We start from the raw sequence: 24882 nt of genomic DNA, 5'->3' as shown, positions 1-24882 counted from the left end.
ATGCTCTCCGCTCTCTTCGTCGATCGTCCACGCCTTGCGATCGTCATTGCCATCGTCACGACCATCGCGGGCGCCCTGGCCCTTTATGCCATTCCGGTCGCTCAGTATCCCGACATCGTGCCACCGCAGGTGCAAGTCACCACGACTTACCCGGGCGCGAATTCTGCCGTCGTCGACGCGACGGTCGCGCAGCCCATCGAGGCGCAGGTCGTCGGTGTTGACAAGATGATCTATATGAAGAGCGTGAGCGGTGACGACGGCAGTTACACGCTCATCTGCTCATTCGAGCTTGGCACCAACCCCGACATCAACACGGTCAACGTCAACAACAGGGTTCAGGTCGCTCTCTCGAGCTTGCCGCCGGAGGTTCAGCGGCAAGGTATTTCCGTCAAGAAGAAGTCCTCGGCGTTGCTTGGCGTCGTGGCGCTCTATTCGCCGAACCATAGCTATGATCCGCTATTTCTCTCCAACTACGTTACGATCAATCTTCTCGACCAAATCAAGAGTACGCCGGGCGTGGGTGACGCCGTCCTTTGGGGACCGCAAGATTATGCCATGCGCGCTTGGGTTCGGACGGACCGGCTCACGGGGCTCAACCTCACGACAGGCGACATCATAAACGCGATCCAGGCGCAGAACATTCAAGCCGCGGTCGGACGAATCGGCGCGCGCCCCATCTCCAACGAACAGCAGCTTCAGCTCAACCTTCAGACGAAAGGGCGTCTCAGCTCCGTTGAGGATTTCGAGAAAATTGTGCTCCGAACCAATCCGGATGGCTCGGTCTTGCGTTTGGGTGACGTGGCTCGCCTGGAACTCGGCGCAGCCAACTTGGACCGCGAAACGCTTTTTAACGGCGGTCCGGCAGCCGTTGTCGCGATCTATCAGGCTCCTGGCGCTAATGCGATCGCAACTCTGAAAGAGGTTCGTGGAAAGCTCGAAGCGGCCGAAAAGAGATTTCCAAAGGACCTCGCGTGGAAGATCACTTACGATCCGACCGAGTTCGTGACCGATACGATCCACGAGGTCCAGAAAACCCTCGTCGAAGCTTTCATACTTGTCGTCATCGTCGTCTATCTGTTTCTTGGCAGCGTCCGCGCGACGTTGATCCCCACACTCGCCGTGCCAGTGAGTTTGATCGGAGCGTTTATCGTTCTCCTCGCGATCGGATATTCCGCGAATACCGTCTCATTGCTTGCGGTGGTCCTGGCCATTGGCATTGTCGTTGACGACGCCATTGTCGTTGTCGAGAACGTCGAACGCGTCATGGAGGAGCGTCCGGAGCTTACTCCCGCCGAGGCGACGAAGCTGGCGATGGGGGAGATTACGGCGCCAATCATCGCGATCACGCTCGTGCTTCTCTCCGTGTTCGTTCCAGTCGCTTTCATTCCGGGAATTTCCGGAGAGCTTTTCCGGCAATTTGCGGTGACGATAGCCGTGGCGATGTTCCTCTCTGCGATCAATGCGCTTACGCTTTCGCCTGCTTTGTGCTCAATTTTTCTGAAGCCGCATCACGGGCCCCGGCGTGGGCTGATCGGCATGATCATGAGAGCCATCGACTATGTTCGCGACGCCTATGGCGCTGCCGTTGCGCGCCTCCTTCGCGTTTCGCTGATCGGACTCGGCCTCGTTGCCGTTTCCATGGCCGGCATCCTTGCGCTCGCGAAGATCACGCCCACCGGATTTCTGCCGGAGGATGACCAGGGCGCTCTATTCGTCGTCGCACAGCTTCCGGGCGGAGCATCCGTCGTCCGCACCACCGACGTCTTGCGTCGAGCCGAAGCGATCTTGAAGGCCGAGCCAGCAGTCGAGGATGTAACCTCGGTCATCGGTCTGAACTTTATCGACAACTATTCGCAATCCAATTCCGCTTTCATGGTGGTGACGCTGAAGCCTTTCGCCGAGCGGAAAGATCGTTCGCAAGGCGTGAACGCGCTTATCGGGCGCCTCGGACCAAAATTCAGAGAACTTACAGGCGGCACCGTCGTACCGTTGGCGCCGCCTCCCATTATCGGCCTCGGAACCGGTGGCGGCTTTGCATACGTGTTGAAAGACTTGCGCGGTGGGGATCCCAAAGCGTTGGCGCAGGTCTTGCGTGGCCTGATGGTCGCGGCCAATCAGGATCCGAAGCTATCGCGCGTTTTCAGCACTTATTCCGCCACCAATCCTTCGCTCTATCTCGATATCGACAGAGACAAAGTGCAGGTGCTTGGCGTGAAGCTGAGTGATGTCTTCCAAGCGTTGCAGGCCTCGCTTGGCGGCTATTTCGTCAACAACATGAATCTCTTTGGGCGGACGTGGCAGGTTCAAGTCCAGGCCGATGCGGCGGACCGCTCAAGCGTGGACGATATTTACCGAATCAACGTGCGCAACGAGAAAGGCGAAATGATCGCGATGCGAAGCCTTGTCGAGGTGCGCCCGGTCATCGGTCCTCCGGCGATTGTCCGCTATAACAATCTTCGTGCCGTGACTGTTCAAGGTTCCCCTGCTGCGGGTGTCTCGTCCGGCCAGGCGCTCGCTGCCATGGAGCAAGTAGCGGCACGGACTTTGCCGGATGCGTATGCGGGCGAATGGACTGATACCGCTTTTCAGGAAAAGCGCGCCGAGGGAAAGACGGCGATCATCCTCGGTTTCGCGTTGCTGTTTGCCTATCTGTTTCTCGTTGCTCTTTACGAAAGCTGGACCATTCCGGTTCCCGTCTTGCTGTCGGTCAGTGTCGGTGTTTTTGGAGCCTACGCGGCAATCGTGCTCGGCGGCCTGACGCTCGACCTATACGGTCAGATCGGCATGATCGTGCTGATCGGCCTTGCCGCCAAGAACGGCATTCTGATCGTCGAATTCGCCAAGGAACAGCGTGAACGTGGCGTCGCCTTGAATGAGGCTGCCACCGAAGGCAGCCGTCTCAGGTTCAGGCCGGTGATGATGACGTCGTTTGCTTTCATCCTTGGCTTGCTGCCGCTGGTCGTGGCGACGGGCGCCTCGGAGCTGGCACGCCGAAATGTCGGCACGCCGGTATTCGGGGGAATGATTCTCGCGTCCTGCATCGGCATTTTCGCGATACCGTCACTTTACGTCACGTTCCAGGCGCTGCGCGAACGCTTCCGGCCGGGCGCTCGGCCTCGCGTCGAGGGCAAGAGTGAGGGAATGGCGCAGCGCCAGAACAGCCTGCCAACGTAAGTCGAGTGCCAGCAGACGATCCCAACCCCGGGGGGCGACACGGAAGGGTTCGGAATCACGACCGCCAGATTCGTTGCCGGAAGAGTTCCAGAAATGCTGTTGGCCTGGGGCTAAGTGCGATGGCCGAAGTCGGCGAGAACGCGTTCAATGGGTTCGCTATCAATGTGAACCGGCCCTGTGAATGGGTAATTGATTGAAATGATCACAAGTAAGCCCATAAAAACGATCGCGGATAGGACGCCGGTCATCATGACTTGAGCGTGAAGATTCTCGGTTCCAAAAAAGAACGTAAATCCTACGGTTAGTATCGCACCCGTAACCAGAACGAGCCACAAAACGCCGGGCACGATACCCGTCGCAAGCTGGAGCCTCGTTCGTCGCGATTGGGTGAGAACGTCGAGCTGTCTGAAAATCTCGACTAGTGCTGCTGATTGCACGCCACTCGTGCCGCTCATACGAGTTCCAGTCTGGTAAAGTTGATTGAGGGCCGTTCGCACATCGTCGGTTGGAGTCTCGCCAGCCATTCGGGGCCAGTCTTTTTCAATCACGAGTTCCAGGTAGTTGCTCAGCGCATTTTGCACCGCAGTCGCTTCGGGGCCCGATCCATTCGTCAGACGATAAATTGTTGCCGAAGCCCCAGCTTCTTGGAGCACGGCGGTATCGGCATCGCTAAAGCGTTGCCAAACGACGATTACAGCAAATGCGAGGAGCACTGCGTAGATCACGCCAACTGTGGCAAACTTGAAGCCCGCAATCTCGTTGTTTGTCATCAGACGTTCTAGGCCGATCTTGCGCCGGATGATTACCGTCCCGACCATGGCAAGCGCACTGGGTATCACGACTATGATCAGTGTCGAGATCCATAGAGGGAGTGAGGACAAATAGTGCGACATGGACCTATTTCCCCGGGCGAGCGTGGCTCAACACGATAAGTGCCACGAACGGAAATGCACTTCTACTGCGCGGGTGTTTAGATGAATGTTCCGCTTGCGGAATGGTTTCTGAGTTTGGCCAATGCGAACGTCCCCGGCCTGTTAAGAGGGCCATCAAAAACATCTAAGTTATTGATTTTATTGCGTGCTATACCGCCGAGCGGTATTCTCGGCTCAGGAGCGATTGCCGGCCACAAGGGCATTTTGCAGTGGTCGTATCGTTCAATATTGAGTGTCGACGGATTTCGCTGATCTTAGCGCTTGAGAGCCTTTGACAGAATTCGATTGTGCGCGAATCCAGTCATACCACTGATCGAGACCCTCACCGGTACGTGCCGACAGACGGACCACAGTCGCTCGGGGATTGATGATCTTCAGATTCCGAATTGTTTTTTCGAGATCGAAATCCAGGTAAGGCAACAGATCGATCTTGTTCAGCAATACGAGATCAGATGAGCTGAACATATGAGGATATTTCAGCGGTTTGTCTTCGCCCTCCGTCACCGAAAAAACGGCAACTTTTGCTCGCTCCCCAAGATCGAAGAGCGCCGGGCAAACAAGATTGCCGACATTCTCGATCAAGACGATCGAACCAAAAGTTGGCCTGAGCTCTTCGAGGCCGCGAGCGACCATATCGGCTTCGAGATGACATCCTGTACCCGTATTGATCTGAACGCAGGGCGCTCCCACGGCGCGAATGCGCTCTCCATCTGCCGATGTTGCCTGATCGCCCTCGAGAACGAAAAGGTCGTTCTTCGATTTTAGATCCCGGATCGTCCTTTCCAATAGCGTCGTCTTGCCAGAGCCGGGTGAGCTGACAACATTGAGCGCGAGAATCTCCCGTCCCGCGAACCAGGCACGGTTGACGGCTGCGAGTTTGTCATTTTTTTCTAGCACCCGCGCTTCGAGTTCGGCGACCGAAACTGTTCCAACCCGAATTGGCTTGTGCTCGTGGCTATGGGTATGAAGGTGCTCATGGTCATGGTGATCATCGTGAGCATGTGAATGGCTATGCCTCGTTCCGTCGGCGTGGACATGCTTGTGATGATGATCATGATACGCCTGATCGTCGTCCGGCAGCGGGCTTGTCTTTCCCGTCTCGAGATTAGTCAGCGTCGTCTTGGCTCCGCTGCTGCATCCACAAGTCGTGCACATTACGCCGCCTCCTCCAATTCCATCGATTTGATAGTGAGCTCACTGCCGCCGATCAGATCTGTCTCCCGGCTGCCGCAAGGACAGGGCGAATAGAGGGCGGGCGCCGGAAACTCGCAGCCGCACAAACGGCAGCGGGCGCACCCGTCGATTCTGCGAATGTGGAGACGAGCACCCTCAACTGGTGTTTTGGCTGATACGACACCGAAACAGAAGGCGATCGCGTCGGCCATGACGCCGGAAAGCGCTCCAACTTCAAGCGTAACAGCTAGAACGCGGCGGCCTTCTGCGGCTTCGGACACGATCGCCACGATGTTTCGCGTGATGCTGAGTTCGTGCATCGCCACGCAACTCCTGTTGATAGCGCAGCTGAAGAGACCCCAGCCGCGCCGCCCTTCACAGACTCAGGTCACGAGCCAGCCGGCCAGAATGGATACGCCGGCGATCGCTCCAGCAGTGCCCGCGGATCTCTTTAGGATCGTCGCCGGCGTGTTGCCCAATCGGTCGAGGCTGAGGCCAAGAGCGATACCCGCAATATGGAGAAGAGCGGTCGTACAGACGAAGCCCGCTGCATACGGAAGGAAGCCGACACCCAGACCCATACCCTCGGAGCCATGTGCGTGGCCGTGAAAAAGTGCAAACAGACCGACAAGCGCCATCGCCGCAATCGTCGGCAATCTCACTCCAAAGGCGATTGCGAGACCCATGACAACCACCGAAGCGCCGATGGCTTCCTCAACCATCGGCAACGGCCAGCCATAATAGCCGAGAGCACCGCCGAAGATCATCGTGCCGACAAACGCCGATGGCACGAGCCAGAGTGCGGCGCCGCCGAGATTGGCCGCAAACAGGCCGACGGCAACCATAGCCAGAACATGATCGATACCGCTCAGCGGATGCATGAAGCCGTGGCTGAATGTGTCGACTGGGCCCGCACCGACGTGAGCGAGAGCTGGTCCGGCAGTCAGTATGAGGGCAGCGCCTACGAGTAATGGCAATTTCCGCAGCATGGCATTTTCTCCCGGTGGATGTTTCTTAAGACGTCAACAAATTCTTGGAAGCTGTTCGCCGACGAGCATATCGACGATCCGCACACCGCCGAAAACCGTATGCATCGTGACACGGCCGGATTCTCCGTCGCCTGCTTTGCCGATGATCTCAGCGTCACGTCCCAAGGGGTCGGAACGCAAAGCTTGCAGCGCGACTTCGGCTTCATCAGGCGGAACCACGGCGACGAGCTTTCCTTCATTGGCAAGATAAAGCGGGTCGAGGCCCAGAATTTCGCAGAACCCCTTTACTTCTGGCCGTATCGGAGTGTGCTCTTCGTCAACGGAGATCGAGACGCCTGAGGCGTCGGCGATTTCGTTCAGAACGGTCGCGAGGCCACCGCGCGTCGCGTCGCGGATGGCACGGGTGTGCGGCGCGGCCTTAAGAAGGCGCGCGATCAGTTCATGGAGTGCGGCGCAATCACTGACGATCGGACTATCGAGAGCCATATCACCGCGCGCGCCAAGGATCGCCGCGCCGTGATCGCCAAGGAGGCCGTTGACGAGGATGAGATCACCCGGTCTGGCCTGATCGACGCCCAAATTTATGCCATCGGCGATAACGCCGATCCCCGTCGTTGTCAGAAAGACCTTATCGCAGGCTCCCTTGTGGACGACCTTGGTGTCGCCGGTGACGATTCTCACGCCGGCGGCTTGCGCCGTCTCGGCCATAGAGCGCGCAATTCTTCGCAAGAGATCGACAGGGACGCCCTCTTCGATGATGGCGGCGCAGGAAATATAGAGAGGCTTCGCGCCGCCGACCGCGAGATCGTTGATGGTGCCGCAGATCGCGAGCTTGCCGATGTCGCCGCCCGGAAAGAACAGCGGATCGACCACGAAGCTGTCGGTCGTGAAGGCGACGCGGTCTCCGAGTTTGGTCAAACCAAGGAGATCTATGCGCGCCTGATCTTCGAGCGCATCGGGCCCCGAGCCGTTGAAGACGGATATGAATACGTCGTCGATGAGGTCCTTCATCGCCTTGCCGCCGCCGCCGTGTGCCAGCGTGACATTTGCCACCGAGACCGTGCCGAGCCTTCGGCCCGGCCGACTGATCGGAATGACGTTCATGACGCCACCGCCTGCTTTTTCACTCCTCCGTACTGATAGTATGCGGCACAGGCGCCTTCGGAGGATACCATCAGCGCACCGAGCGGAGTTTCGGGCGTGCATGCGGTTCCGAAGACCTGGCATTGCCAGGGCTTGATGAGGCCCTTGAGGACATCGCCGCATTGGCATGCCTCCGGATCGGCAATCTTGAGATGCGGCATCGCGAACTTCCGTTCGGCGTCGAAGCGGGCGTAGGCGTCACGGATGCGAACGCCGGAATGCTCGATCGAGCCGAGGCCGCGCCATTCGAAGAATTCGCGCAGCTCGTAGACCTTGAAGACGGCATCGAGAGCCTTGCCGTTGCCTTCCTTGGGAACGATGCGCGTATACTGGTTCTCGATCTCGGCGCGTCCATCCTTGATCTGTTTCAGAACCATCCACAGCGATTGCAGGACGTCGAGCGGCTCGAAGCCGGCAACGACCATCGGCCGCTTGTAGTAGTGGGCGACGAATTCGTAAGGGTCGGTTCCGATCACCATGGATACGTGTCCCGGCCCGAGGAAGCCGTCGATCTGCATGTCGGGGTCGTCGAGGATCGCCTTGATCGTTGGCACGATGGTGATGTGGTTGCAGAACACCGAGAAGTTCGAAATGCCCTCGGCCTCCGCTTGCAGGATCGTCAAGGCCGTTGACGGCATCGTCGTCTCGAAGCCGATGCCGAAGAACACGACCTCGCGGTCCGGGTTCTTGCGGGCAAGGACAAGCGCATCCATAGGCGAATAGACCATACGGATATCGGCGCCGTCGGCCTTGGCTTGCAGCAAGCTCTTGCGCGAGCCTGGCACACGCATGGCATCGCCAAAAGTCGTGCAGATCACATCCGGCCGCTCGGCAACCGCAATGCAGTCGTCGATGCGCCCCATAGGCAGCACACAGACTGGGCATCCCGGTCCGTGAATCAGCTCGATTTTTTTGGGAAGCATGCCTTCGAGGCCATAGTGGAAAATCGAGTGCGTGTGCCCACCGCAGACTTCCATGATGGCAATTGGGCGCTCTCCGGCGATATCGATCTCGCCGACGAGTGTTTCGATTTCCTTCACCAGCGTTTTGGCTTTGTCGCGATCGCGAAATTCGTCGACGTACTTCATCACACATCTCCTGGCAGTGTGTTCGATCTCGTCCTAGCGCAGTCCTGATGCGCGCATGGCTTCCATTTCGGCCTGCGCTTCTCCGAGTTCATGCAGAATTTTCAGTGTTTCGGCGGCTTCAGTCTCGTCGATGCGGCTCATCGCGAAACCTACGTGAACGAGGACCCAGGTGCCGACGCAGGATTCCGGCGGGTTTGCATCATCGACGATGCACGCGATGTTCACTTGGCGCTTGATGCCGCTCACGTCGACCGTCGCTAACCTCTTCGCGGCGTCATCGATCTTTACGATGCGCCCTGGAATACCGAGACACATGGCGTGTTTCCTCCCGTCGTCTTGTTATTTTCTATGAGTTGGGCGGCCGCGATTGCTGCCTGGCCGAGCGATAATCCGCCGTCGCCTGCTGGTACCTCGGCTTGGGTGAGAACTTTGAAATCCGCCGCTTCGAGTCGGTCCGTGACCTGCTCGAGCAAAATGCGGTTATGGAAGCAGCCACCCGAAAGTGCGACGGTGTCGAAGCGTGAGCCAGACTGGCCGTTGCGAGCGGCGAGCTTCACGCACATGGCGGCGATGGCGCGCGCCAACCCGCGATGAAAACGCGCCGCCATGACGCCGACGGGTGTCTCGAGAACCAGATCGCCGAGGATGGCATTCCAGACCGCAAGCGGTTCGATGTAGGGAAGTCCCGTCTCCTTGAGGCTCGGGATCGTGAAGGGGTAGGCGAGCGCCTCGTCCTCACTGCGAAGCGCGTCGTGATCGACGGCACTCTCCAGCATGGCCGCAGCTTCGCCCTCGTAGCCCTGGTGGTCGAAGCAAAGGCCCATTGCTGCCCCAACAGCGTCGAACAACCGGCCGCAGGACGAAGATTTTGGTGAATTGAACCCCGAGCGGAGCATCGCATCTAGGGTGGCGCGCGGTTTGCGTTCAAGATGGCGGAAGACATCGAGTGAACTGAAATTCATCTGCAAGGACTGCCAGCCCAACTCCGCCAGCAAGTGCGCATAGAGATTGCGCCAAGGCTCGCGCGAGGCCGCGTCGCTTCCGAGCATAGCGACGGGCTTGAATGTCCCAAGCCGCTCGAAGTTCGCGTAGTCAGCAAGCAGAAATTCGCCACCCCAGATCTCGCCGTCTTCGCCATAGCCGAGGCCATCGAGCGCGACGCCGAGAACGCGGCCACCATTCAGCGGCCAGCCGTTTTCCACGAGACAGCTCGCGACATGAGCGTGGTGATGCTGAACCTCGACGAGCGGCAGGCCGAGGTCACGGCTCATGTCTTCTGCCTGTCTTCTGCTCCGATATCCCGGGTGGCGATCGCAGACTATGGCCTCGGGCCGGGTGTCGATCATCGCGCGATAAAGGCCGATGGTCGTTGTGTAATCGTTGAACGTTCGTGCATCGGCCAGGTCGCCGATGTGCTGAGACAAGACGGCGGCTCCCGATTTCACAAAGCAGAACGTGTTTTTCAGATCGCCACCCGCGGCGAACAGTTGGGGACCCCGTTCAAAGCCGTGCGGCAGCCCGATCGCAGCGGGGGCGTAGCCGCGCGCGCGTCTCACGACCCGCATCTTGCCTGCGGCTATCCGAACGACAGAATCGTCCACGCGGTTCAGGATGTCCCGGTCGTGGGTGAGAGCGTAGGTCGCGATTCCTGAGAGCTCCTCACGAGCCTCGGAATCGCCGGTCACTTGCGGTGCGTCGGAACGATTTCCGGAGGTCATCACGACCGGGCGGCTCATGCGTCGGAGGAGAAGCGCATGCAGCGGTGTGGTCGGAAGCATGAAGCCGATCGTCCGCAGCCCAGGAGCGATGGCCTCCTGAAGCTGGTCGGGGCCGCAGGCCTCGAGAAGAACGATCGGCGCGGCGACACTTTTGAGAATTGCTTCGTCTTCAGCTGTGACTCTCGCATAGCGGTTGATGACGTCGAGATCGCGCGCCATGAGAGCGAAGGGCTTGCGGTCCCGATGCTTCAGTTTGCGGAGACGCCCAATCGCGTCGGCGCGGGTCGCGTCGCACGCCAGCTGATAGCCGCCCAGTCCCTTGATGGCGACGATCTCGCCTCGCTGAATGAGCCCCAACGCCGCGTCGACATCATCGAGCATTGAAGCCTGATCGAAGCTGAAGGGTTTTCCATCGAAGCGGTAGAGGCGGGCTTTCGGACCGCAGACATGGCACGCCGTTGTTTCGGCGTGAAATCGCCGGTCACTCGGATCTGCGTATTCGGCGGCACAATCGGGACAGAAATCAAAGGCGGCCATGCTCGTCGTCAGGCGATCGTAAGGAACGCTCCGGACGATCGAGAGGCGTGGACCGCAATTGGTGCAAGTTGTGAACGGATAGCGATAGCGGCGCGAGAACGGATCGAAGATGTCCTGAGCACAATCCGTGCAGAGTGCGGCGTCGGGCGATATTTCGGTGTTGCTTTGGCCGGCGGAGCTTTCCGCAATTTCGAAGGTATCCGGCAACTCGCCTGAGAAGCGTTGATATTCGATGGACTGAACCGACGCGAGCGACGGCGCGTGCGCGCGAATTTCGCCGATAAGCGCTTCGATGTTCGTGAGCTCTCCGCATACGCGAATGAGAACGCCATCGGCATCGTTGAGCACGTATCCAGATAATCCAAAATCACGCGCGTTGCGCCAGACGAATGGCCGGAAGCCGACGCCTTGTACACGGCCGCGGACGCGAATCTCGACGCTTTCGGCGACCGGTCCAGTGGGAATGCGCGCGGCAAAGCTCATGGTTCTACGTCCCAAAGCAGAACGCGGTTGTTGCCACTGTCTGCAACGACGATCGTCGAGCCGCACACGGCAATTCCGTATGGCCAGCACAGGCTATCACGTTGAGGTGCGCGCCAGCGATTGTCGCCTTTGTCGTGAAATCCCGCTTGTCCCGCGAGGTAGCCTGCCCCTGAGAACATGCGAAGATCAGAGATGTCATGCGCAACGATGCGGGAGTTCGCCGTATCTGCGATGGCAATGCGGCGACCAACACGGGCGATGCTGTAGGGCATATTGAGCGTCGCGGACGTCGGATAGTAGGAACCGGTATTGTGATCGATACCGGAGAAGTCCTGTTGTCCGAGCACGAACGTGCACGGCGCACCATTCGTTTCCGGCTGCTCGTCCCAGATCATCACGCGGTTGTTTCCTGCATCGGCGATGAGAAGATGTCTCTCAAGCACCGCAATCGAGTGCGGCCAAGTCATGCCAACATCGGCAACGGCACAGCCGGCGTTGCTATCGCGCGTGACGAAGTCGGTTTCCCCAAGGACGAGATCGGCGGGTGCGCCGCTCTCGGCTGGAATCTGGTTCCATTTGAGGACGCGGCGATTGCCGGTGTCGGCGACCCAAAGCGCGCCATCGGCAATTGTCACGCCGTAGCACCAGTTGAGCGTGTCCGCCGCTGCTACTGCGCCGCGGTTCGCAAGAACGCTTTCGAAATCGCTCTGGCCGAGCACGACATCCGCAGGCTGATTGGAATGTGTCGGCAGTCCATGCCAGATCAACACGCGATGGTTCCAGGCATCAGCGACGGCGAGCACTTCGCCGCTCACGGCAACGCCCGTGGGAACATTGAGCGTGGCCGGTCCGGGAGAGGTCTTGGCGTTGCGGCCTTCACTCTCGAAGTTCGGCTGACCGATCACCAAGTCCGCCATTGCTCCATCGTGACGGGGCGTTCGGCTCCAGATGAGCAGTCGATGATGCCCGGTATCGGCAACAAAAAGCGGACCGTCTTCGGAGGCGAGCGCCGCGCCGCGGGGACCGAACAGCGTTGAAGGCGACGGCGTGATCGGGTCGACGATGCCATTGAGGCTCGAAACGTTGCCAAGAATGACGCGTGCGCCATCTGCTGCAAGCAACGCCGGAGCTTCGCCGTCGAATTCCGGTTGCCGCCGTACCGGAGCAAGGGACACGCGCATAGTCATTTGGCAAACCTCACCTCGACCCGCGAGCCGATGACGCGAACGGCGTGCGGCTGAAGCTGAATTGCCGGAGCAGTCAGGCATTCGCCCGTCATGAGGTCATACTGGAATTGATGGAATGGACAGGTGATGATGCCGTCGGCCACCTCCCCGTCGTCCAGCGCTAGACCGAGATGCGCGCAAGCGTTTTGAAAGCACGTCACAATAGATCCGCGACGCGAAAGAAGAATTTTTTCACCTTCGAGAATCTGCGCCTTGACGCCGCCGTCCGGAATGTCGGCAAGGCGGGCCGCGTAATGCCACTGTCCTCCCGCCCCGTTCGCAAACGGACTTACTAAGTGCAGGGTTGCTCCGTCGTGATGGCCGGTCGCGGAAGCTTTGACCTGCAGAATCTCGGTAATCTCCGGGCATGCTTCCTCGACGGCCTTCTTGACGCCGGCATGGAACGTCAACGCCGACGCTGGGCATCCGTCGCAAGAGCCGACAAAGCGAACTTCAATGGAGGGTGGCGTGACGGCGACCAATTCGACGTCGCCGCCGTGGGAGGCGAGCATAGGGCGGATACTTTCGAGCGCTGCTTCGACGCGCTCGGTAAGGCTCGGCTTGACGATGTTGTGGCGGCGCAAGACGCCGTAGACAACTTCATCGGTAACGGCGGCCTTCATGGCCTTGAGGGCGGCCGGGTCTCGCTTCAAGGCACTGACGAGACGGCGCAGCGCTTCGCCGTTTAACGCTTCGATCGCGCGACCGTATGCTAGGGCGGCCCCGCGCGGTGTTTCATCCCAGCCTTCGAAAATCAACTCCAAGCGCTCGATATCACCGACGAAATCGGCAATGGCGCATGGTTCGCTCTCGACGGCTTTGACTGCTGTCACGGCGGATCACCGATATCTGAGATCGCGAAAGAGACGTGGTTGCAACACACCGCCGAAGAAGCCTGCGACCGCAGCAGATGCCCAATACGGAAGCCCCGCGACCCGCGCCGCAAGAATGAAGCAGAGCGCAGCAAAAAGAATTCCGATTGCAAGCTGGGTGTAGGCCCGCGCAGGTTCAGCAAAAAGCTTGCCGCTAAAGAAGAGCCCAATGGAATTTCGAACCATCTCAAACATTCTGGTCTCACCCGATGAAAGCTGAAGCGATGATGCCGACGAGAACGCCTGCCGTTCCCGCGATGACTCCATAGAAAGAGCCCATGTAAGCCGCGAGCTCAGTTCCGAGGGCTTTGCCGCCCGTCAGCACCCCGCCGAAAGCGCCACCGGCGAGCGACGCAACGAAACCTACGATTAGCGCGAGAATTGCCGCTCCAATCGGGATATTTCCAATCATCGACCCCACCTCCTTTATTGGCTTATTGGCGTCTTCAATCAGCTTCGAGCATGTGTCCGTTCGAGATCCGCGGAGCGGCACCGGCGAGCAATTCGCGATCGATCTGATCGAGAGCTTCCGCAACGATGCGAGCTTTGCTCTGCTCCCCTGCAGCCGCAAAAATCTCCCGAGCCTCGAGGTAGAGGTCTCGGGCAGCGACAACATTCTTGCGATTGCCCGACGTTGGATCGTCGACGTCATCCGGCAGGTTCCAAAGACAGTTCGCTTTGTTGGAGATCGTGTTGGCGTATTCGCGCGGCGTCGTCTTGCGATCCCGAACCTTCAATGCCTCGTCGTAGGCTTGGATCGCGCGCAAGTTGTTTTCCAGAACATGGCTCGAAGAGGCATACTGGAGTGCATTTCCAAGATTGTTCTGAAGCATCGCATATTCGGATGGGTGGTCGATCAAGGTGACAACCTTGAGGCCCTCCTCGAAGGCCTGCACGGCAAGTGCTTCGCGCATTTTTGCGCGCTCGTCCGTAAAGGGGATCGATAGGAACGCGGTCGCAAGATTGTTTTGAAGGATCGCGTATTCCTTCGGAAAAGTTACCCGGTCGAAGGTCCGGAGAGACCGCTGATAGGCGGAAATCGCGTCCGTGATCCGCGCCTTGCCCGCGCCCGCAAGACTTTGCAACGCGATACCGAGATTCATTTCGGCTTCAGCAAGCTCTTCCGCTGCACCGAGATCGCGTATGGGGGGAATCGCTGCCTGGAGTTCATCGCGCGCACATTCGAGCGACGTGGTGCCGTTTTCCGGTATCGCCTGAAGTGCCGTCGCCTTACGGGCTCCAATCCGCGCCTTCAACAGAGAATGCGTCGGGGGACAAAGCTCCTGAGCTTTGCTGTAGAGTTCGACGGCCGCAGCGAGATCGCTTCCAGATTGCGGCCTGATCTGAAGGCCGAGCGCGATTTCCATCAGCATCTCGGCACGCTCTTCGGGCGAGGCGGCATCAGCATCCGCTGCGGCCAACGCGGCCCGCACTTGGTCCTGCGCCCCGACTGTCACGCCCATTCCTCCCCGTCTTGCGGCTCTTGTGAGCTCTTGGCTGCGGCATCTGCCGCTTGGAGGTTCACTATTCTGATAGCGATCAGTGCTGTCTATTCACATTTCAGTTTGCATACTTAGTTGGCAGCTAAAACGCGTTCCTCGCGACGAGAGCGGCACGGTCGTCATCCCAGATCGCGGGCAATGTCATTTCAACGGAATCTTCGATGCCGTTGTCGCGAAAGAAGTCGGGGGCAGCGACAGCGCGATCGCCGGCTCCGGTTCGGACCTTTATGACGTAGCCGCCTGCAGCGGGGTGGTGGACCGGAAGCACGACGAGGTCGTTGCCGTTGCGGAGAAGGACGACGGCGTCGAGGGAGCTGAAAAAGCGCTCGTAGGTCCCGCGGGTGAAGTGAAGTGCGCCACGGCGGATCGCGAGGAATGCATGCTCGTTCATGCGGCACCGGCCGCATTGGACAATGCGAAGGCGCCGATGCGCGCAGCGATGCGGTCGGCGACGGTCCTCGCAGCGGCGTCGATTTCAGAGGAGAGACCGAGCCCAAGCTCCAAATCGCGGGCTTCGATCAGATAGACGGTCACGTCGGATGGAAACTGCTCGCGGTAGAGCTGACGGCCGGCAAAAAGCGCATGATCCCAGCGAAAATCATGGAGATTAAGTGAGGGTACATGCGGCGCTTCGAGCTCTCGTCCTGGCACCTCGAATACGGATCCGGGCTCCGATCCCGTGCGCGAACTGTCGACGATTATCAGCGCATCACAGCCACGCGCGGCATACATCACGCTCATGCCATCAGTGCCCGCGTCGAGGAGACGGACGTCTTCACGGCCGCGGAAATCATTGCGGCTGCGGAGCAATCGGATGACTTCGATGCCGACAGCATCGTCTTTCCTATTGGCGTTGCCGCAACCGATCACCGCAATCATGTCAAATCCGCCAAAGCCGGCATGACCATTCCGGCTCTACGGGACAATCGAGCTCCGGCAGTTCGCAATATCTGCGGTGGACGAGATAGTACATGCAAGTTTCACATGGCTGCTCGATGCCGCCGTGTTCGATCGTGTGGCCGGTGAAGCCCGCTATAGCGAGCTTAGCCTTGAGGTCGCTGCCCACCTCCCGCAACCGGGCGATGATCGCTTGCACCTCTTCATGGGTGTCGGCGCGCGGAAAGACCTCGGTTTCAAGACCCGACGCGAGAAGCGATCTGATGTCTTCCCGCCGTTGATCGTCGCTTGTTGTTTCCAAGGTCACTGCCACGGCACCACCTCGACCGATTGTTATTGGGCTCGATCAAATTCTCCATAACCGGCACCACCAGTCCGGCTCGACGGGCACCGAAAGCTCCGGCAAGTCGCACCATTTGCGATGCACGAGATAGTACATGCACTCGAGGCATCGCTGCTGTTCCGGTCCGTAGGGGCGATTGACGAAGCCGCTAATCACCAGCTTCGATTTCAAATCCTCGGGCTCGAGATGGCGAAGTTCGGTGAGGATCGCACCGAACTCCTTCTCGGTTTCCGGAAACGGCTCCGTCTGTGTCTTGAGGCCCGCCGCCATCATGTCAGAGATGGTCTTCAGCACCGCCGCGTCTTTCCCGTTCGCGCTCATTCTTCCACCTTGATGCCAGACGCGCGCCGTTTCCGAGGTGCCGCGCGAGTGGTTATTCTCTCGCACAGACACCGCAGAAGAACACCAGGCCCTATCAGGCTGTACGGAAGCGAGCGAGCTGCTCACCGGTTTTCGCATCATATGCATGCACCGTGCAAACGAGACAGCTATCATACGATCTGCAGACATGCCCTACTTCGACGGGATCATGCGGATCGGTGATCGGCGTACCGATCAGCGCTTCTTCGATCGGGCCGCGGATGCCGTCTCCCGTTCGCGGGCCGACGTTCCACGTGGTCGGTGCGATGATTTGATAGTTCTTGATCTTGCCCCCCTGCACGTCGATCCAGTGACAGAGCGCGCCGCGCGCGGCTTCTGTTGCGCCCCAACCGCGGCCGTCCTTTTCGGTCGGCTTGATGTACCACTGATCCTTGAGCTTCAATTCGCGCAGGATGCGCTCGGCCTCGCGATAGAGCTTCACGGCCTCGTGCATTCGTGCGAAATGGCGGAGTAGAATGCTCGCACCGCCCATCTTCTGATACATATTGAGCACGAGCGGGTCGTAATGCTGCCAGGTCTCGCCATGCTTGCCTCCGGCGACAAGCTGGCGCGACAGCGGGCCGGCTTCGAGACGGCCATCCTGGACGTGCAGGACCGCGGAGGCCCAGGAATACTTGCCGTTGTGATCGACGTCGTTCTTCTGCGCTGGTTTTGTGGTGCGGTCGAAGGGGTGGACCGGTTGTGGTTCATCGTACCAGGCGTGGCGCAGGTCTTCGCGCGTGAACTGCTGCTCCATGAGCTTGTGTGTGCCGGTGGCACCGTCGAAAACGCCGCTCTTCATAATCAGGGCGGCGTTGCGGCCCTCGATCGTCGGCTTATTGTAACGGTCTTCGTGCGGCAGGTATCCCCACGAGATGTACTTGTGATGCCCGCGCCCGTATTTGTCGAGGCCGATGTCCATCGACATGCGCCAGAACAGGCCGAGGTCGGAATTTGCGTGGTCGGGACGTTCGTCGAGCCATGCTAGGAAATCGTCGTAGGAGCGGATCTGCTCATAGCGTTCGAGCGAGCAGCCGAGCCAGACCGGTTCGAGCCAGTTGCGTCGGAAGTGCTCGAGGATCGACCAGGCGCGCGTCACGTCGGTCAATGTCGGCGCGCACATGACGCCACCGGGCACCATGTAGCTCGAGTGCGGCCACTGGCCTCCGAGCAGCGCATAGATCTCGACAGGGCGCCCCGAGATGGTGACGCCGATTTCGTAATTCTTTCCGGTAAACGGTGCCCACCGCTTCACGGCTTCCTCGAAGAACGGCGACTTGGCGTAGTTCTTGTTCGTGTAGTCGATCATGAACAGGCCGTAGTGATGGCGCGGCTGGCTCTGGATTGTCTCCACGATCTGCCCAAGGTTACGCGCCAGGATGGCGTTCCGCGGCACCTCGGTCTTCCACGCCGTATCGAGGGCCCAGGCCGCGCACGAGAGATGCGAGGCGCCGCAGATGCCGCAAGCGCGCGGCGTAACGACGAGGCCCGCTTGCGGATCCTTGTCGCGCAGGATGACTTCAAAACCGCGGAAGAGTTCCGCGTTGGTCCAGGCGTTGACGACGACGCCGTCCTGAATATCGACGCGAACGTCGAGGTCGCCTTCGACGCGTCCGACTGGCGAAATATCCAGGGTTTGAACTGCTGCTGACATCGAAGATCTCGCTCCCTACTTCGATTCTGATTGATTGTTTTTCGTTTGGCTCAAACGACGAAGATGTCTTCTTCGGCCCACTTGGGTGAAGCGACCTTGGCCGCCGCCGTCAGTTTCACGTAGCCGGTCTTGTCGACGCCAAGCGGCATGTCTTTCGGTACGCCCATGACGGTTTGCGTCTTGAAGACCGTGCCCGGCGCAAGGTCGTAGAAGGGGAATTCCGGCTCGGTGCAGCCCATGCACGGCATACCGGCGCGCGTCTTGGAGGATTGGCGGTTCCAGAGAATCCGATTGCACGGCGAATGCGTCATCGGTCCGCGGCAACCGAGATCGTAGAACAGGCAGCCTTTGCGCTGACCGAACTCCGTCGCGGAAACCTTGTAGGCGAAGTGCATGTTGCGCGTGCAGCCGGTCTGCGTGAAGCTTTGGAAGAACGTCTTCGGCCGCTGGAATTCATCGAGCGACAAATCTCCGCCACGGCCGGTCGCAACGGCAACGACAATCTGAGTGATCCAGTCGGGATGGGCGGGGCAGCCTGGAATGTTGATGACGGGCAGGCCGGCTTTCGATTTGTAGTCTTTGCCGAGGAAACCGCCGTGTCCGCGCTTCAGGAATTGGAGGCCGACGCTCTCGGAGGGGTTCGGCGCGGTGGCCGGGATGCCGCCCCAGGTGGCACAGTCACCAACGGCGACGGTATATGCCGCGACGTTCGCAAGTTCGCGCACCCAATCCATCATCGGGCGACCTGCGAAGCGGTTCCATTGGCCTGTTCCGTTCGGCGCCTTCACGACGGAGCCCTCGAAAACGAAGATATCGAGAGGCATCTGCCCGCTGACGAGCGCGCGCATCATCTTCTGAAGATTCTCGCCAAGTTCCATGCCGAGCGAGGGATGCCAGAGAACGTTGATGCCGAAATCTGTGACGAGATCGCATGCACTCGGTTCCTCGGCGTTGAGGAACGACATCGTATTCCCAGAGCATGCACCGCCCTGGAGCCACAGAAGATTGGCCATTCGTTTTCTCCCCTGATCCCGGCGATTGCGTTCGCCTTGATAGTTAAGGGGAGCAAGAAGCAGGCCAGTTCGAAAATTTTTTCGAATGCTTCGCTATTTCAAATCGTTCCCGCGTTGCCGCAGAAAAAAGTGCGCGTCGATAGCGTGAACAGCGCTGTAAAGTATCTAAGCACCAGCAAACTTGCTTTGCAAAAACGTGCGTGCGTCAGCCCTGCCGGCTACCACAGGTCGGACACGCGACTTCGAGCAGATATCCGAACCAGATTTTTCGGCAGTAGCTGCACCAGTGGCCCGTGGTTTGTTCGATCGGGAGGCCGATCTCGCGCGCAAGCGCGCCGTACGCCACAGATTCGACGTCGGCGACGCGGTTCGGCTTGACGCGCGAATAGGGGAACGGAACGATTTCCGCGAGATCTTTCTCGTCATCGTCAGACGGTCCAACCGTCATGATGCGTTTTCCTCATCGAGGCGATAGCGACGAATCTTGTTCGAAAGTCCGACCCGGGAAAGGCCGAGCTCTTCAGCCGCCTTGCTTTGGTTCCAACGATAGCGCTTGAGCGTCTGCTCAACGAGATGGCGCTCAAGACTTTCGACTTGATCTTTCAGCGTCTTGCCCTCGGGTACAAAGCCTCGATCCCGGTTCGAGGCTCCGCGGCGGGGAGCGTCCTGAATGTTCGGCGAAAGATGCCGCGTCGTGAGGTATTCTCCGTCTCCCGTCAATGCAACCAAGCGGCGGATCTCGTTCTCCAATTCTCGAACATTTCCAGGGAAGTCGTAATGCGAGAGCTTTTCGAGCAGGTTAGCCGAGAGACCGAGAATTTTGCGCCCCATGCTCTCGCTGTGCTTGGCGGCGAAAAACTCAGCGAGCGCTGAGATATCGGCGACCCGGTCGCGTAAAGGCGGAACCTCGAATTCGATGCCTTTGAGGCGGTAATAGAGGTCGCGGCGGAATTCGCGCGTCGCCACAAGTTGCGAGAGCGGCCGGTTGGAGGCCGCAATGATGCGCACGTTCGAGTGGATGGTCCGGTCCGAACCCAAAGGCTTCACTTCGCCCTCCTGCAGGAAGCGAAGGAGCGAAACCTGAAACGAAGGCGAGACCTCGGAGATTTCATCAAGAAACACCGTACCGCCGTCAGCTGCGCGAAAAAGGCCGAGGCGATCGGAGATGGCACCCGTGAAGGCGCCACGCTTGTGCCCGAAGAGTTCCGACTGCAAGAGATCGTCGTTCATGCCGCCGCAGTTCTGCATGAGGAGCGGGCTCGACTTGCGCGACGAGTTATAGTGGATCGCCCGCGCGAGAAGCTCCTTACCCGTTCCCGTCTCGCCTTGAATGAGGATCGGCAGGTCAGTTTTCGCAGACGTCTTCGCCATCTCGCAGATCGTCGCCATTTTCTCGCTGGCGTACACGAGTTTTTCGAACTGCTGGCCCTCGTGAATCAGCCGCAAATCGTGGGGTGGATGGTAGGCGATGCTCTCATCGCTCATCTTGAACTCACGCGAGATCAGGCGATGACGGCGCGCAAGTTCTCTGCTTTCGAGTCCACGTTTGACGATGAGAGCGATTTGCTCGACATCAAGAGGCTTGCGGACATACTGATAAACCGATGCTTCCTTGACGCCTTTCGACTGTCTATTGCCGCTTTTGGCGAGAACCAGGACCCGAACGATATCCGGATGGGAGACCCGTAAATTGGAGAGAAACTCGCAGCCGTCGAAATCCTTGTTACCCTCGTCCGCAACAACGAGATCGATGTGAACGTCTCTCGTCAACTGCTGGGCTTCGGTTTCCGTGGTCGCGACGAGCACGCGATATCCGCTGCGATCCGCCATCACTTCGGAGAGCTCGGTCCACGCGCCCTCGTCGCGGGCGACGATCAGAATGGTGTACTCCCGGTCCATGAAACGAGATTTCCAAAATGCCAGCTAACTTAGCAATAGCGCTCATGACGAAAGGACGCAATCCGGCGCCAGCAGCGGTTTAGTGGACGCAACACTGATTATCTAGCAAGCGCGCTGCACGTCGTGGCGACGATACAGGTCGCTGGCGTTTTGATTTTTCATCCAATCATTTCGCGCCGGCGTCCGCCGGAATCCTCAGAGCATTCACGGCGGCTGCTTTTTGGTGGGTCTTGCCGTCGAGGTCTATCTGCAATTGGCCAAGAGCAGATCAATCGAGTGCAAAGGACGGCTCGTGCGGCTAGGCTAGGCGCACAAGACGTTGCAATTTTGCCGGGCGCGGTTCTTTTCCGGGTGTCCGGATTCTATCTGCCGAATTGATTCGGCCGATAATGTCGTCGATTCGTATTGCAGTTATCGGAAATGGATCGAGGACGGCAGCATATTGGGCGGAATATTTCGGCGCCTTGATTTATTTATGACAATTTTTGATGCTCGATCGTTTTCGAATAACGCCAAAAATTGGCAATTGATATAGCACCGGGAATGCGGCGGCCTCTTTTTCTGACATATGTTCAGCATTTCTTTAGACGTTTCATCAAATATCTCCCATATCGGCTCATCAATCAATTTGTTGATAGGCAACACGGGGCGGGCGTTAGGGGTCTGACGTTCGAGGGGGAAAATGCCAATTCAGTCCGACCCTGCGTCGGTTGCGATTTCTGGTCTTTTGACCATTCGCAGTGTCGCGCAGGGTAAAGAAGCGATATCGGCGTCGTTTGCAGATCGCAACGATGTAGTGCTCGATATCTCGCCGGATTCAGATGCTGATATTTCCGGAATTCAGCTCATTCTTTCTGCGCTTCTGTATGCGCGCAGCACCGGGAAACGGCTGTCGCTTTCTGCTCCTGTTTCCGGCCCGGTTCTTGATGTCCTGGAGCGCGGTGGGTTTCTCGAGAAAATAAGCTTCGAAGATCGCCAATTCTGGTTGCATGACGGAGTGCGCAAATGACCGCATCAATTCTTACCGTGGACGATTCGGCAAGCATCCGAGTGGCGATCAAACTCGCCCTGACGGGTGCCGGCTATAGCGTCAGCGAAGCCGGCGATGGTGCCGATGGTATCCGCAAAGCCAATGCAGGCAAGTTCGATCTGATCATTACCGACCTCAATATGCCAGTCATGGATGGCCTCACCATGATTGAGGAACTGCGGAAAATTCCGGCTCACTGCGGTGTGCCGATCATTTTTCTCACGACGGAATCGGACGCTGGAATGAAGCAGCGGGCTAAAGCGGCCGGCGCAACGGGGTGGGTGACGAAGCCCTTCGAGGCCGAAAATCTCGTCAAGATCGTCAAGAAAGTTCTTGGGAAATGAGCGCGAATTTGGATCCCATTGCAACGTTTCGCGTCGAGGCCAATGAGCTTCTCGAGCGGATCGAGCAAGGGCTGCTCGACCTCTCTAAGCGGCCCGCCGACCGGGGGCTTGTGGATGATGTCTTTCGGAGTCTCCATACTCTGAAGGGCTCGGGTGCGATGTTCGGGTTCGACGCTCTTGCCGCATTCACGCATCATTGCGAGACGGCTTTCGACCGAGTCCGCAAGGGAGAGGTTGCTGCTACGCAGAACCTAATTTCCGCGGTGCTGGCAGCACAGGATCATATGCGTAATCTGATCGAGGGAGGCAGCCCAGATCAGGAAGCGACCGGGCGAGCCCTGCTGGAACACATCGAGCGAGAAGTTTCGGCAGCTTCTGGACCGACTGCGGTCGCAATCACGCCGTCGCAGTGGCGAATTCGCTTCGGACTTCCCCCGAACGCATTGGCGAACGGCTGCAATCCATTGGCGCTCCTGGCAGAGATGCGCGAACTCGGCGAATGCAGCATTGCAGCTGACATTTCGGCCGTGCCACATCTAACAACGCTCGTTCCAAGCGAATGCTTTATCGTTTGGGAGGTGCAACTCCTCACCGACCAGCCGCGATCGGCGATCGAAGACGTCTTCATGTTCATTATTGATGACATGGAGCTCGATATTCAGAAGGTGGAAGAAGACAAGGTCTCTGATGTCGCCCGGGAAGCACCGGCGTCGCCCACCGCCGCGGCGCAGGCGCAAACGCCGACCGCAAATCCGCAACCGCCGAACATCGACGGCCGGCAAACCAGCAAGAGCGGCGACAGCGTCCGCGTTCCCGCAGAGCGCCTTGACGAACTCATGGATCGTGTCGGTGAGCTCGTCATTGCGCAATCGCGGCTCAGCCAGATCGCAGCGGCGAGCCTCGACTTGAATCTCCGTGCCGTATCGGAAGACATCGAACGCCTCTCAAGCGAATTGCGCGACACCATGATGGTTTTGCGCATGGTTCCTGTAGGCACTCTATTTGGCCGGTTTCGCCGGCTTGTTCACGATCTCGCCCGCGACACCGGAAAAACCATCGAGCTTACGACCGACGGAGAGGCGACAGAGGTCGATAAGACCGTCATCGAACGCCTTGCGGATCCGCTCGTACACCTCGTGCGCAATGCTGTGGACCACGGTCTCGAATCGCCCGAGCAGCGGCGTGCCATCGGCAAGCCTGAAGCTGGCCAAGTGCGGCTTGCCGCGCGCCAGTCGGGCGGCGAAGTTATCATATCGATTAGCGACGACGGCCGGGGTATCGATCGTGCTCGCGTTCGCGAGCGGGGTGAAGCTCAGGGTTTGATTTCGGCGGGCGCACAGCTCAGCGATCAAGAGCTTTTGCAGATCATCTTTCAGCCGGGCTTCTCAACGGCCCAGACGGTGACAAACCTGTCAGGGCGTGGCGTCGGGATGGATGTCGTGAAACGCACCATCGACGCGCTCAGGGGGTCGATCGACATATCGAGCCGGCCAGGCAATGGCTCGGACGTGTCACTGCGCATACCGCTGACGCTCGCAATCATTGACGGGCTCCTCGTGCGCGTCGGGACGGGCCGCTACGTCATTCCGCTTTCGGCGGTCGAAGAATGCCTCGCGCTTTCGGTCGAAGAGGATCTGCGCTCGCGCGGTCGCAGCTTCATCTCGCTGCGCGATTCGCTGGTGCCGTTCCTTCGTTTGCGCGAACTCTTCCAGACCGGCACCCAGCCAGAGCTCCATCAGAAGGTCGTGGTCATCTCGACCGGCACCGAACGCGTGGGCCTCGTCGTCGATCAAATCATCGGAGATCATCAAACCGTGATCAAGGCGATGTCCAAGCTCCACGAGGATATCGCGATGTTCTCCGGCGCTACGATCCTCGGCGACGGCTCGGTCGCGCTCATACTTGACGTTGTGCATCTTGTTGCCGCCGGGCAGCAAGAAGAGGCCCAATTGCGGGCAGCGGAGTAACAGAACAATGCAAGCGACAGCGACGCATGCTTCGACAGAAACGGACGAGATCGAGGTGTTGACCTTCGAGCTTCACGGCGAAACTTTCGCTTTGGAAGCCGCCATCGTGCGCGAGATCCTCGACATGGCTCCCGAAACTCGGGTGCCGGGCGCCGCAAGCTTCGTCGGCGGCGTAATCAACTTTCGCGGGAAAGTCATCCCGCTTGCCAATTTGCGACTAGCCTTTGGCATGGAGGCAAAAGCCGCAACCATCGATAGTCGCATCATTGTTATCGAGCTCGACCTCGACGGCACCCCCACTTTGATCGGTCTAAAGACAGATCGCGTACATGAAGTAACGGCCCTAAATCTCGCCGCAAGCGAGCAACCACCGAGCGTCGGCATGCGCTGGCGGCCGGATTACATACGCTGCCTGGTCAAGCGGAAAGGAGAGTTCATCATCCTTCCCGATCTCGCCCAGATCTTCGCATCACGCGGCAGAACCTTTTCCTCACAACTCAGCCCAGCGGCCTAGAGCCAAAAACCTTCTTCGGAGCCC

General features: G+C 58.9%; 26 protein-coding genes. 5 read left to right on the top strand and 21 right to left on the bottom strand.

Annotation, left to right across the window (positions count from 1 at the left end):
• Positions 1-3174 (top strand): efflux RND transporter permease subunit, encoded by a 3174-nt coding sequence (locus AB4Z24_RS02595; protein ID WP_441705727.1) that lies wholly within the window; start codon positions 1-3, stop codon positions 3172-3174.
• Positions 3175-3284: 110 nt separating this feature from the next.
• On the opposite strand, the gene AB4Z24_RS02590 is transcribed toward AB4Z24_RS02595, so the two are convergent.
• From AB4Z24_RS02590 to AB4Z24_RS02490, 21 genes are all read right to left on the bottom strand, one after another.
• A complete protein-coding gene (locus AB4Z24_RS02590; RefSeq protein ID WP_441705725.1) occupies positions 3285-4067 on the bottom strand; it encodes a bestrophin-like domain in 783 nt (260 codons plus the stop codon).
• A 261-nt stretch (positions 4068-4328) separates the two neighbouring features.
• Positions 4329-5261, bottom strand: a complete 933-nt coding sequence (gene hypB / locus AB4Z24_RS02585; protein WP_441705723.1) for a hydrogenase nickel incorporation protein HypB — start codon at positions 5259-5261, stop codon at positions 4329-4331.
• Entirely contained in the window at positions 5261-5599 is a 339-nt protein-coding gene (locus AB4Z24_RS02580) for a hydrogenase maturation nickel metallochaperone HypA/HybF (RefSeq protein ID WP_441705721.1), read from the bottom strand. Before AB4Z24_RS02580 ends, hypB begins: the two co-directional genes overlap by 1 nt.
• A 63-nt stretch (positions 5600-5662) precedes the next feature.
• A complete protein-coding gene (locus AB4Z24_RS02575; RefSeq protein ID WP_441705719.1) occupies positions 5663-6268 on the bottom strand; it encodes a HupE/UreJ family protein in 606 nt (201 codons plus the stop codon).
• 33 nt (positions 6269-6301) lie between these two features.
• Positions 6302-7372 carry a hydrogenase expression/formation protein HypE gene (hypE, locus tag AB4Z24_RS02570; protein WP_441705717.1) on the bottom strand — a complete coding sequence of 357 codons (1071 nt, stop codon included), beginning with the start codon at positions 7370-7372 and terminating at the stop codon, positions 6302-6304.
• Positions 7369-8499 carry a hydrogenase formation protein HypD gene (hypD, locus tag AB4Z24_RS02565; protein WP_441705716.1) on the bottom strand — a complete coding sequence of 377 codons (1131 nt, stop codon included), beginning with the start codon at positions 8497-8499 and terminating at the stop codon, positions 7369-7371. Before hypD ends, hypE begins: the two co-directional genes overlap by 4 nt.
• A gap of 33 nt (positions 8500-8532) precedes the next feature.
• Complete coding sequence (locus AB4Z24_RS02560; RefSeq protein ID WP_441705714.1) at positions 8533-8814, bottom strand: HypC/HybG/HupF family hydrogenase formation chaperone; 282 nt, start codon at positions 8812-8814, stop codon at positions 8533-8535.
• Positions 8784-11237, bottom strand: coding sequence for a carbamoyltransferase HypF (gene hypF, locus AB4Z24_RS02555; RefSeq protein ID WP_441705712.1), 2454 nt, complete (start codon positions 11235-11237; stop codon positions 8784-8786). The genes AB4Z24_RS02560 and hypF overlap by 31 nt, the downstream gene beginning before the upstream one ends.
• Positions 11234-12424, bottom strand: coding sequence for an NHL repeat-containing protein (locus AB4Z24_RS02550; RefSeq protein WP_441705710.1), 1191 nt, complete (start codon positions 12422-12424; stop codon positions 11234-11236). Before AB4Z24_RS02550 ends, hypF begins: the two co-directional genes overlap by 4 nt.
• Positions 12421-13296 (bottom strand): NifU family protein, encoded by an 876-nt coding sequence (locus AB4Z24_RS02545; RefSeq protein ID WP_441705709.1) that lies wholly within the window; start codon positions 13294-13296, stop codon positions 12421-12423. Before AB4Z24_RS02545 ends, AB4Z24_RS02550 begins: the two co-directional genes overlap by 4 nt.
• Positions 13297-13302: 6 nt before the next feature.
• Positions 13303-13530 (bottom strand): hypothetical protein, encoded by a 228-nt coding sequence (locus AB4Z24_RS02540; protein ID WP_441705707.1) that lies wholly within the window; start codon positions 13528-13530, stop codon positions 13303-13305.
• A gap of 7 nt (positions 13531-13537) precedes the next feature.
• Positions 13538-13747, bottom strand: a complete 210-nt coding sequence (locus tag AB4Z24_RS02535) for a hypothetical protein (protein WP_441705705.1) — start codon at positions 13745-13747, stop codon at positions 13538-13540.
• Positions 13748-13781: 34 nt separating this feature from the next.
• On the bottom strand, positions 13782-14792 hold the full coding sequence (locus AB4Z24_RS02530; RefSeq protein ID WP_441705703.1) for a hypothetical protein: 1011 nt from the start codon (positions 14790-14792) through the stop codon (positions 13782-13784).
• A gap of 127 nt (positions 14793-14919) precedes the next feature.
• Positions 14920-15228, bottom strand: a complete 309-nt coding sequence (locus AB4Z24_RS02525) for a hypothetical protein (RefSeq protein ID WP_441705702.1) — start codon at positions 15226-15228, stop codon at positions 14920-14922.
• Complete coding sequence (locus AB4Z24_RS02520; protein ID WP_441705700.1) at positions 15225-15716, bottom strand: hydrogenase maturation protease; 492 nt, start codon at positions 15714-15716, stop codon at positions 15225-15227. The genes AB4Z24_RS02525 and AB4Z24_RS02520 overlap by 4 nt, the downstream gene beginning before the upstream one ends.
• 1 nt (position 15717) lies before the next feature.
• Complete coding sequence (locus tag AB4Z24_RS02515) at positions 15718-16047, bottom strand: hypothetical protein (RefSeq protein WP_441705698.1); 330 nt, start codon at positions 16045-16047, stop codon at positions 15718-15720.
• A 33-nt stretch (positions 16048-16080) separates the two neighbouring features.
• The gene (locus AB4Z24_RS02510) at positions 16081-16398 is read right to left on the bottom strand and encodes a hypothetical protein (RefSeq protein WP_441705696.1); all 318 of its coding nucleotides are present in this window, start codon (positions 16396-16398) and stop codon (positions 16081-16083) included.
• A gap of 94 nt (positions 16399-16492) precedes the next feature.
• Positions 16493-18091, bottom strand: coding sequence for a nickel-dependent hydrogenase large subunit (locus tag AB4Z24_RS02505; RefSeq protein WP_441705694.1), 1599 nt, complete (start codon positions 18089-18091; stop codon positions 16493-16495).
• Between the two features lie 50 nt (positions 18092-18141).
• Positions 18142-19104, bottom strand: coding sequence for a hydrogenase (locus tag AB4Z24_RS02500; RefSeq protein ID WP_290990439.1), 963 nt, complete (start codon positions 19102-19104; stop codon positions 18142-18144).
• A gap of 205 nt (positions 19105-19309) precedes the next feature.
• A complete protein-coding gene (locus AB4Z24_RS02495; RefSeq protein ID WP_441705692.1) occupies positions 19310-19552 on the bottom strand; it encodes a hypothetical protein in 243 nt (80 codons plus the stop codon).
• Entirely contained in the window at positions 19549-21003 is a 1455-nt protein-coding gene (locus AB4Z24_RS02490) for a sigma-54-dependent transcriptional regulator (protein ID WP_441705690.1), read from the bottom strand. Before AB4Z24_RS02490 ends, AB4Z24_RS02495 begins: the two co-directional genes overlap by 4 nt.
• 682 nt (positions 21004-21685) lie before the next feature.
• Here AB4Z24_RS02490 and AB4Z24_RS02485 point away from each other — a divergent pair.
• The 4 genes from AB4Z24_RS02485 to AB4Z24_RS02470 are packed head-to-tail and all read left to right on the top strand — an operon-like array spanning position 21686 to position 24858.
• Positions 21686-22012, top strand: a complete 327-nt coding sequence (locus AB4Z24_RS02485; protein WP_441705689.1) for an STAS domain-containing protein — start codon at positions 21686-21688, stop codon at positions 22010-22012.
• The gene (locus tag AB4Z24_RS02480; protein ID WP_441705687.1) at positions 22009-22377 is read left to right on the top strand and encodes a response regulator; all 369 of its coding nucleotides are present in this window, start codon (positions 22009-22011) and stop codon (positions 22375-22377) included. The genes AB4Z24_RS02485 and AB4Z24_RS02480 overlap by 4 nt, the downstream gene beginning before the upstream one ends.
• Positions 22374-24344 carry a chemotaxis protein CheA gene (locus tag AB4Z24_RS02475; protein ID WP_441705685.1) on the top strand — a complete coding sequence of 657 codons (1971 nt, stop codon included), beginning with the start codon at positions 22374-22376 and terminating at the stop codon, positions 24342-24344. The genes AB4Z24_RS02480 and AB4Z24_RS02475 overlap by 4 nt, the downstream gene beginning before the upstream one ends.
• 7 nt (positions 24345-24351) lie before the next feature.
• On the top strand, positions 24352-24858 hold the full coding sequence (locus tag AB4Z24_RS02470; RefSeq protein WP_441705683.1) for a chemotaxis protein CheW: 507 nt from the start codon (positions 24352-24354) through the stop codon (positions 24856-24858).
• Positions 24859-24882: the final 24 nt, after the last annotated feature.

It is taken from the genome of Hyphomicrobium sp. 2TAF46 (assembly GCF_052114865.1).
In the GTDB taxonomy this organism is placed as follows: domain Bacteria; phylum Pseudomonadota; class Alphaproteobacteria; order Rhizobiales; family Hyphomicrobiaceae; genus Hyphomicrobium_B.
This window is presented reverse-complemented; position numbering and strand designations above follow the sequence as displayed.

Bases quoted from the DNA above. Each gene is read 5' to 3' on its own strand.
- AB4Z24_RS02485 (WP_441705689.1), top strand. From the start codon at position 21,686: ATGCCAATTCAGTCCGACCCTGCGTCGGTTGCGATTTCTGGTCTTTTG.
- hypF (WP_441705712.1), bottom strand. From the start codon at position 11,237: ATGAGCTTTGCCGCGCGCATTCCCACTGGACCGGTCGCCGAAAGCGTC.
- AB4Z24_RS02495 (WP_441705692.1), bottom strand. From the start codon at position 19,552: ATGACGGTTGGACCGTCTGACGATGACGAGAAAGATCTCGCGGAAATC.
- hypB (WP_441705723.1), bottom strand. From the start codon at position 5,261: ATGTGCACGACTTGTGGATGCAGCAGCGGAGCCAAGACGACGCTGACT.
- hypE (WP_441705717.1), bottom strand. From the start codon at position 7,372: ATGAACGTCATTCCGATCAGTCGGCCGGGCCGAAGGCTCGGCACGGTC.
- hypD (WP_441705716.1), bottom strand. From the start codon at position 8,499: ATGAAGTACGTCGACGAATTTCGCGATCGCGACAAAGCCAAAACGCTG.
- AB4Z24_RS02510 (WP_441705696.1), bottom strand. From the start codon at position 16,398: ATGAGCGCGAACGGGAAAGACGCGGCGGTGCTGAAGACCATCTCTGAC.
- AB4Z24_RS02470 (WP_441705683.1), top strand. From the start codon at position 24,352: ATGCAAGCGACAGCGACGCATGCTTCGACAGAAACGGACGAGATCGAG.
- AB4Z24_RS02520 (WP_441705700.1), bottom strand. From the start codon at position 15,716: ATGATTGCGGTGATCGGTTGCGGCAACGCCAATAGGAAAGACGATGCT.
- AB4Z24_RS02550 (WP_441705710.1), bottom strand. From the start codon at position 12,424: ATGACTATGCGCGTGTCCCTTGCTCCGGTACGGCGGCAACCGGAATTC.
- AB4Z24_RS02595 (WP_441705727.1), top strand. From the start codon at position 1: ATGCTCTCCGCTCTCTTCGTCGATCGTCCACGCCTTGCGATCGTCATT.
- AB4Z24_RS02490 (WP_441705690.1), bottom strand. From the start codon at position 21,003: ATGGACCGGGAGTACACCATTCTGATCGTCGCCCGCGACGAGGGCGCG.
- AB4Z24_RS02590 (WP_441705725.1), bottom strand. From the start codon at position 4,067: ATGTCGCACTATTTGTCCTCACTCCCTCTATGGATCTCGACACTGATC.
- AB4Z24_RS02575 (WP_441705719.1), bottom strand. From the start codon at position 6,268: ATGCTGCGGAAATTGCCATTACTCGTAGGCGCTGCCCTCATACTGACT.
- AB4Z24_RS02560 (WP_441705714.1), bottom strand. From the start codon at position 8,814: ATGTGTCTCGGTATTCCAGGGCGCATCGTAAAGATCGATGACGCCGCG.
- AB4Z24_RS02535 (WP_441705705.1), bottom strand. From the start codon at position 13,747: ATGATTGGAAATATCCCGATTGGAGCGGCAATTCTCGCGCTAATCGTA.
- AB4Z24_RS02580 (WP_441705721.1), bottom strand. From the start codon at position 5,599: ATGCACGAACTCAGCATCACGCGAAACATCGTGGCGATCGTGTCCGAA.
- AB4Z24_RS02525 (WP_441705702.1), bottom strand. From the start codon at position 15,228: ATGAACGAGCATGCATTCCTCGCGATCCGCCGTGGCGCACTTCACTTC.
- AB4Z24_RS02500 (WP_290990439.1), bottom strand. From the start codon at position 19,104: ATGGCCAATCTTCTGTGGCTCCAGGGCGGTGCATGCTCTGGGAATACG.
- AB4Z24_RS02475 (WP_441705685.1), top strand. From the start codon at position 22,374: ATGAGCGCGAATTTGGATCCCATTGCAACGTTTCGCGTCGAGGCCAAT.
- AB4Z24_RS02540 (WP_441705707.1), bottom strand. From the start codon at position 13,530: ATGTTTGAGATGGTTCGAAATTCCATTGGGCTCTTCTTTAGCGGCAAG.
- AB4Z24_RS02505 (WP_441705694.1), bottom strand. From the start codon at position 18,091: ATGTCAGCAGCAGTTCAAACCCTGGATATTTCGCCAGTCGGACGCGTC.
- AB4Z24_RS02480 (WP_441705687.1), top strand. From the start codon at position 22,009: ATGACCGCATCAATTCTTACCGTGGACGATTCGGCAAGCATCCGAGTG.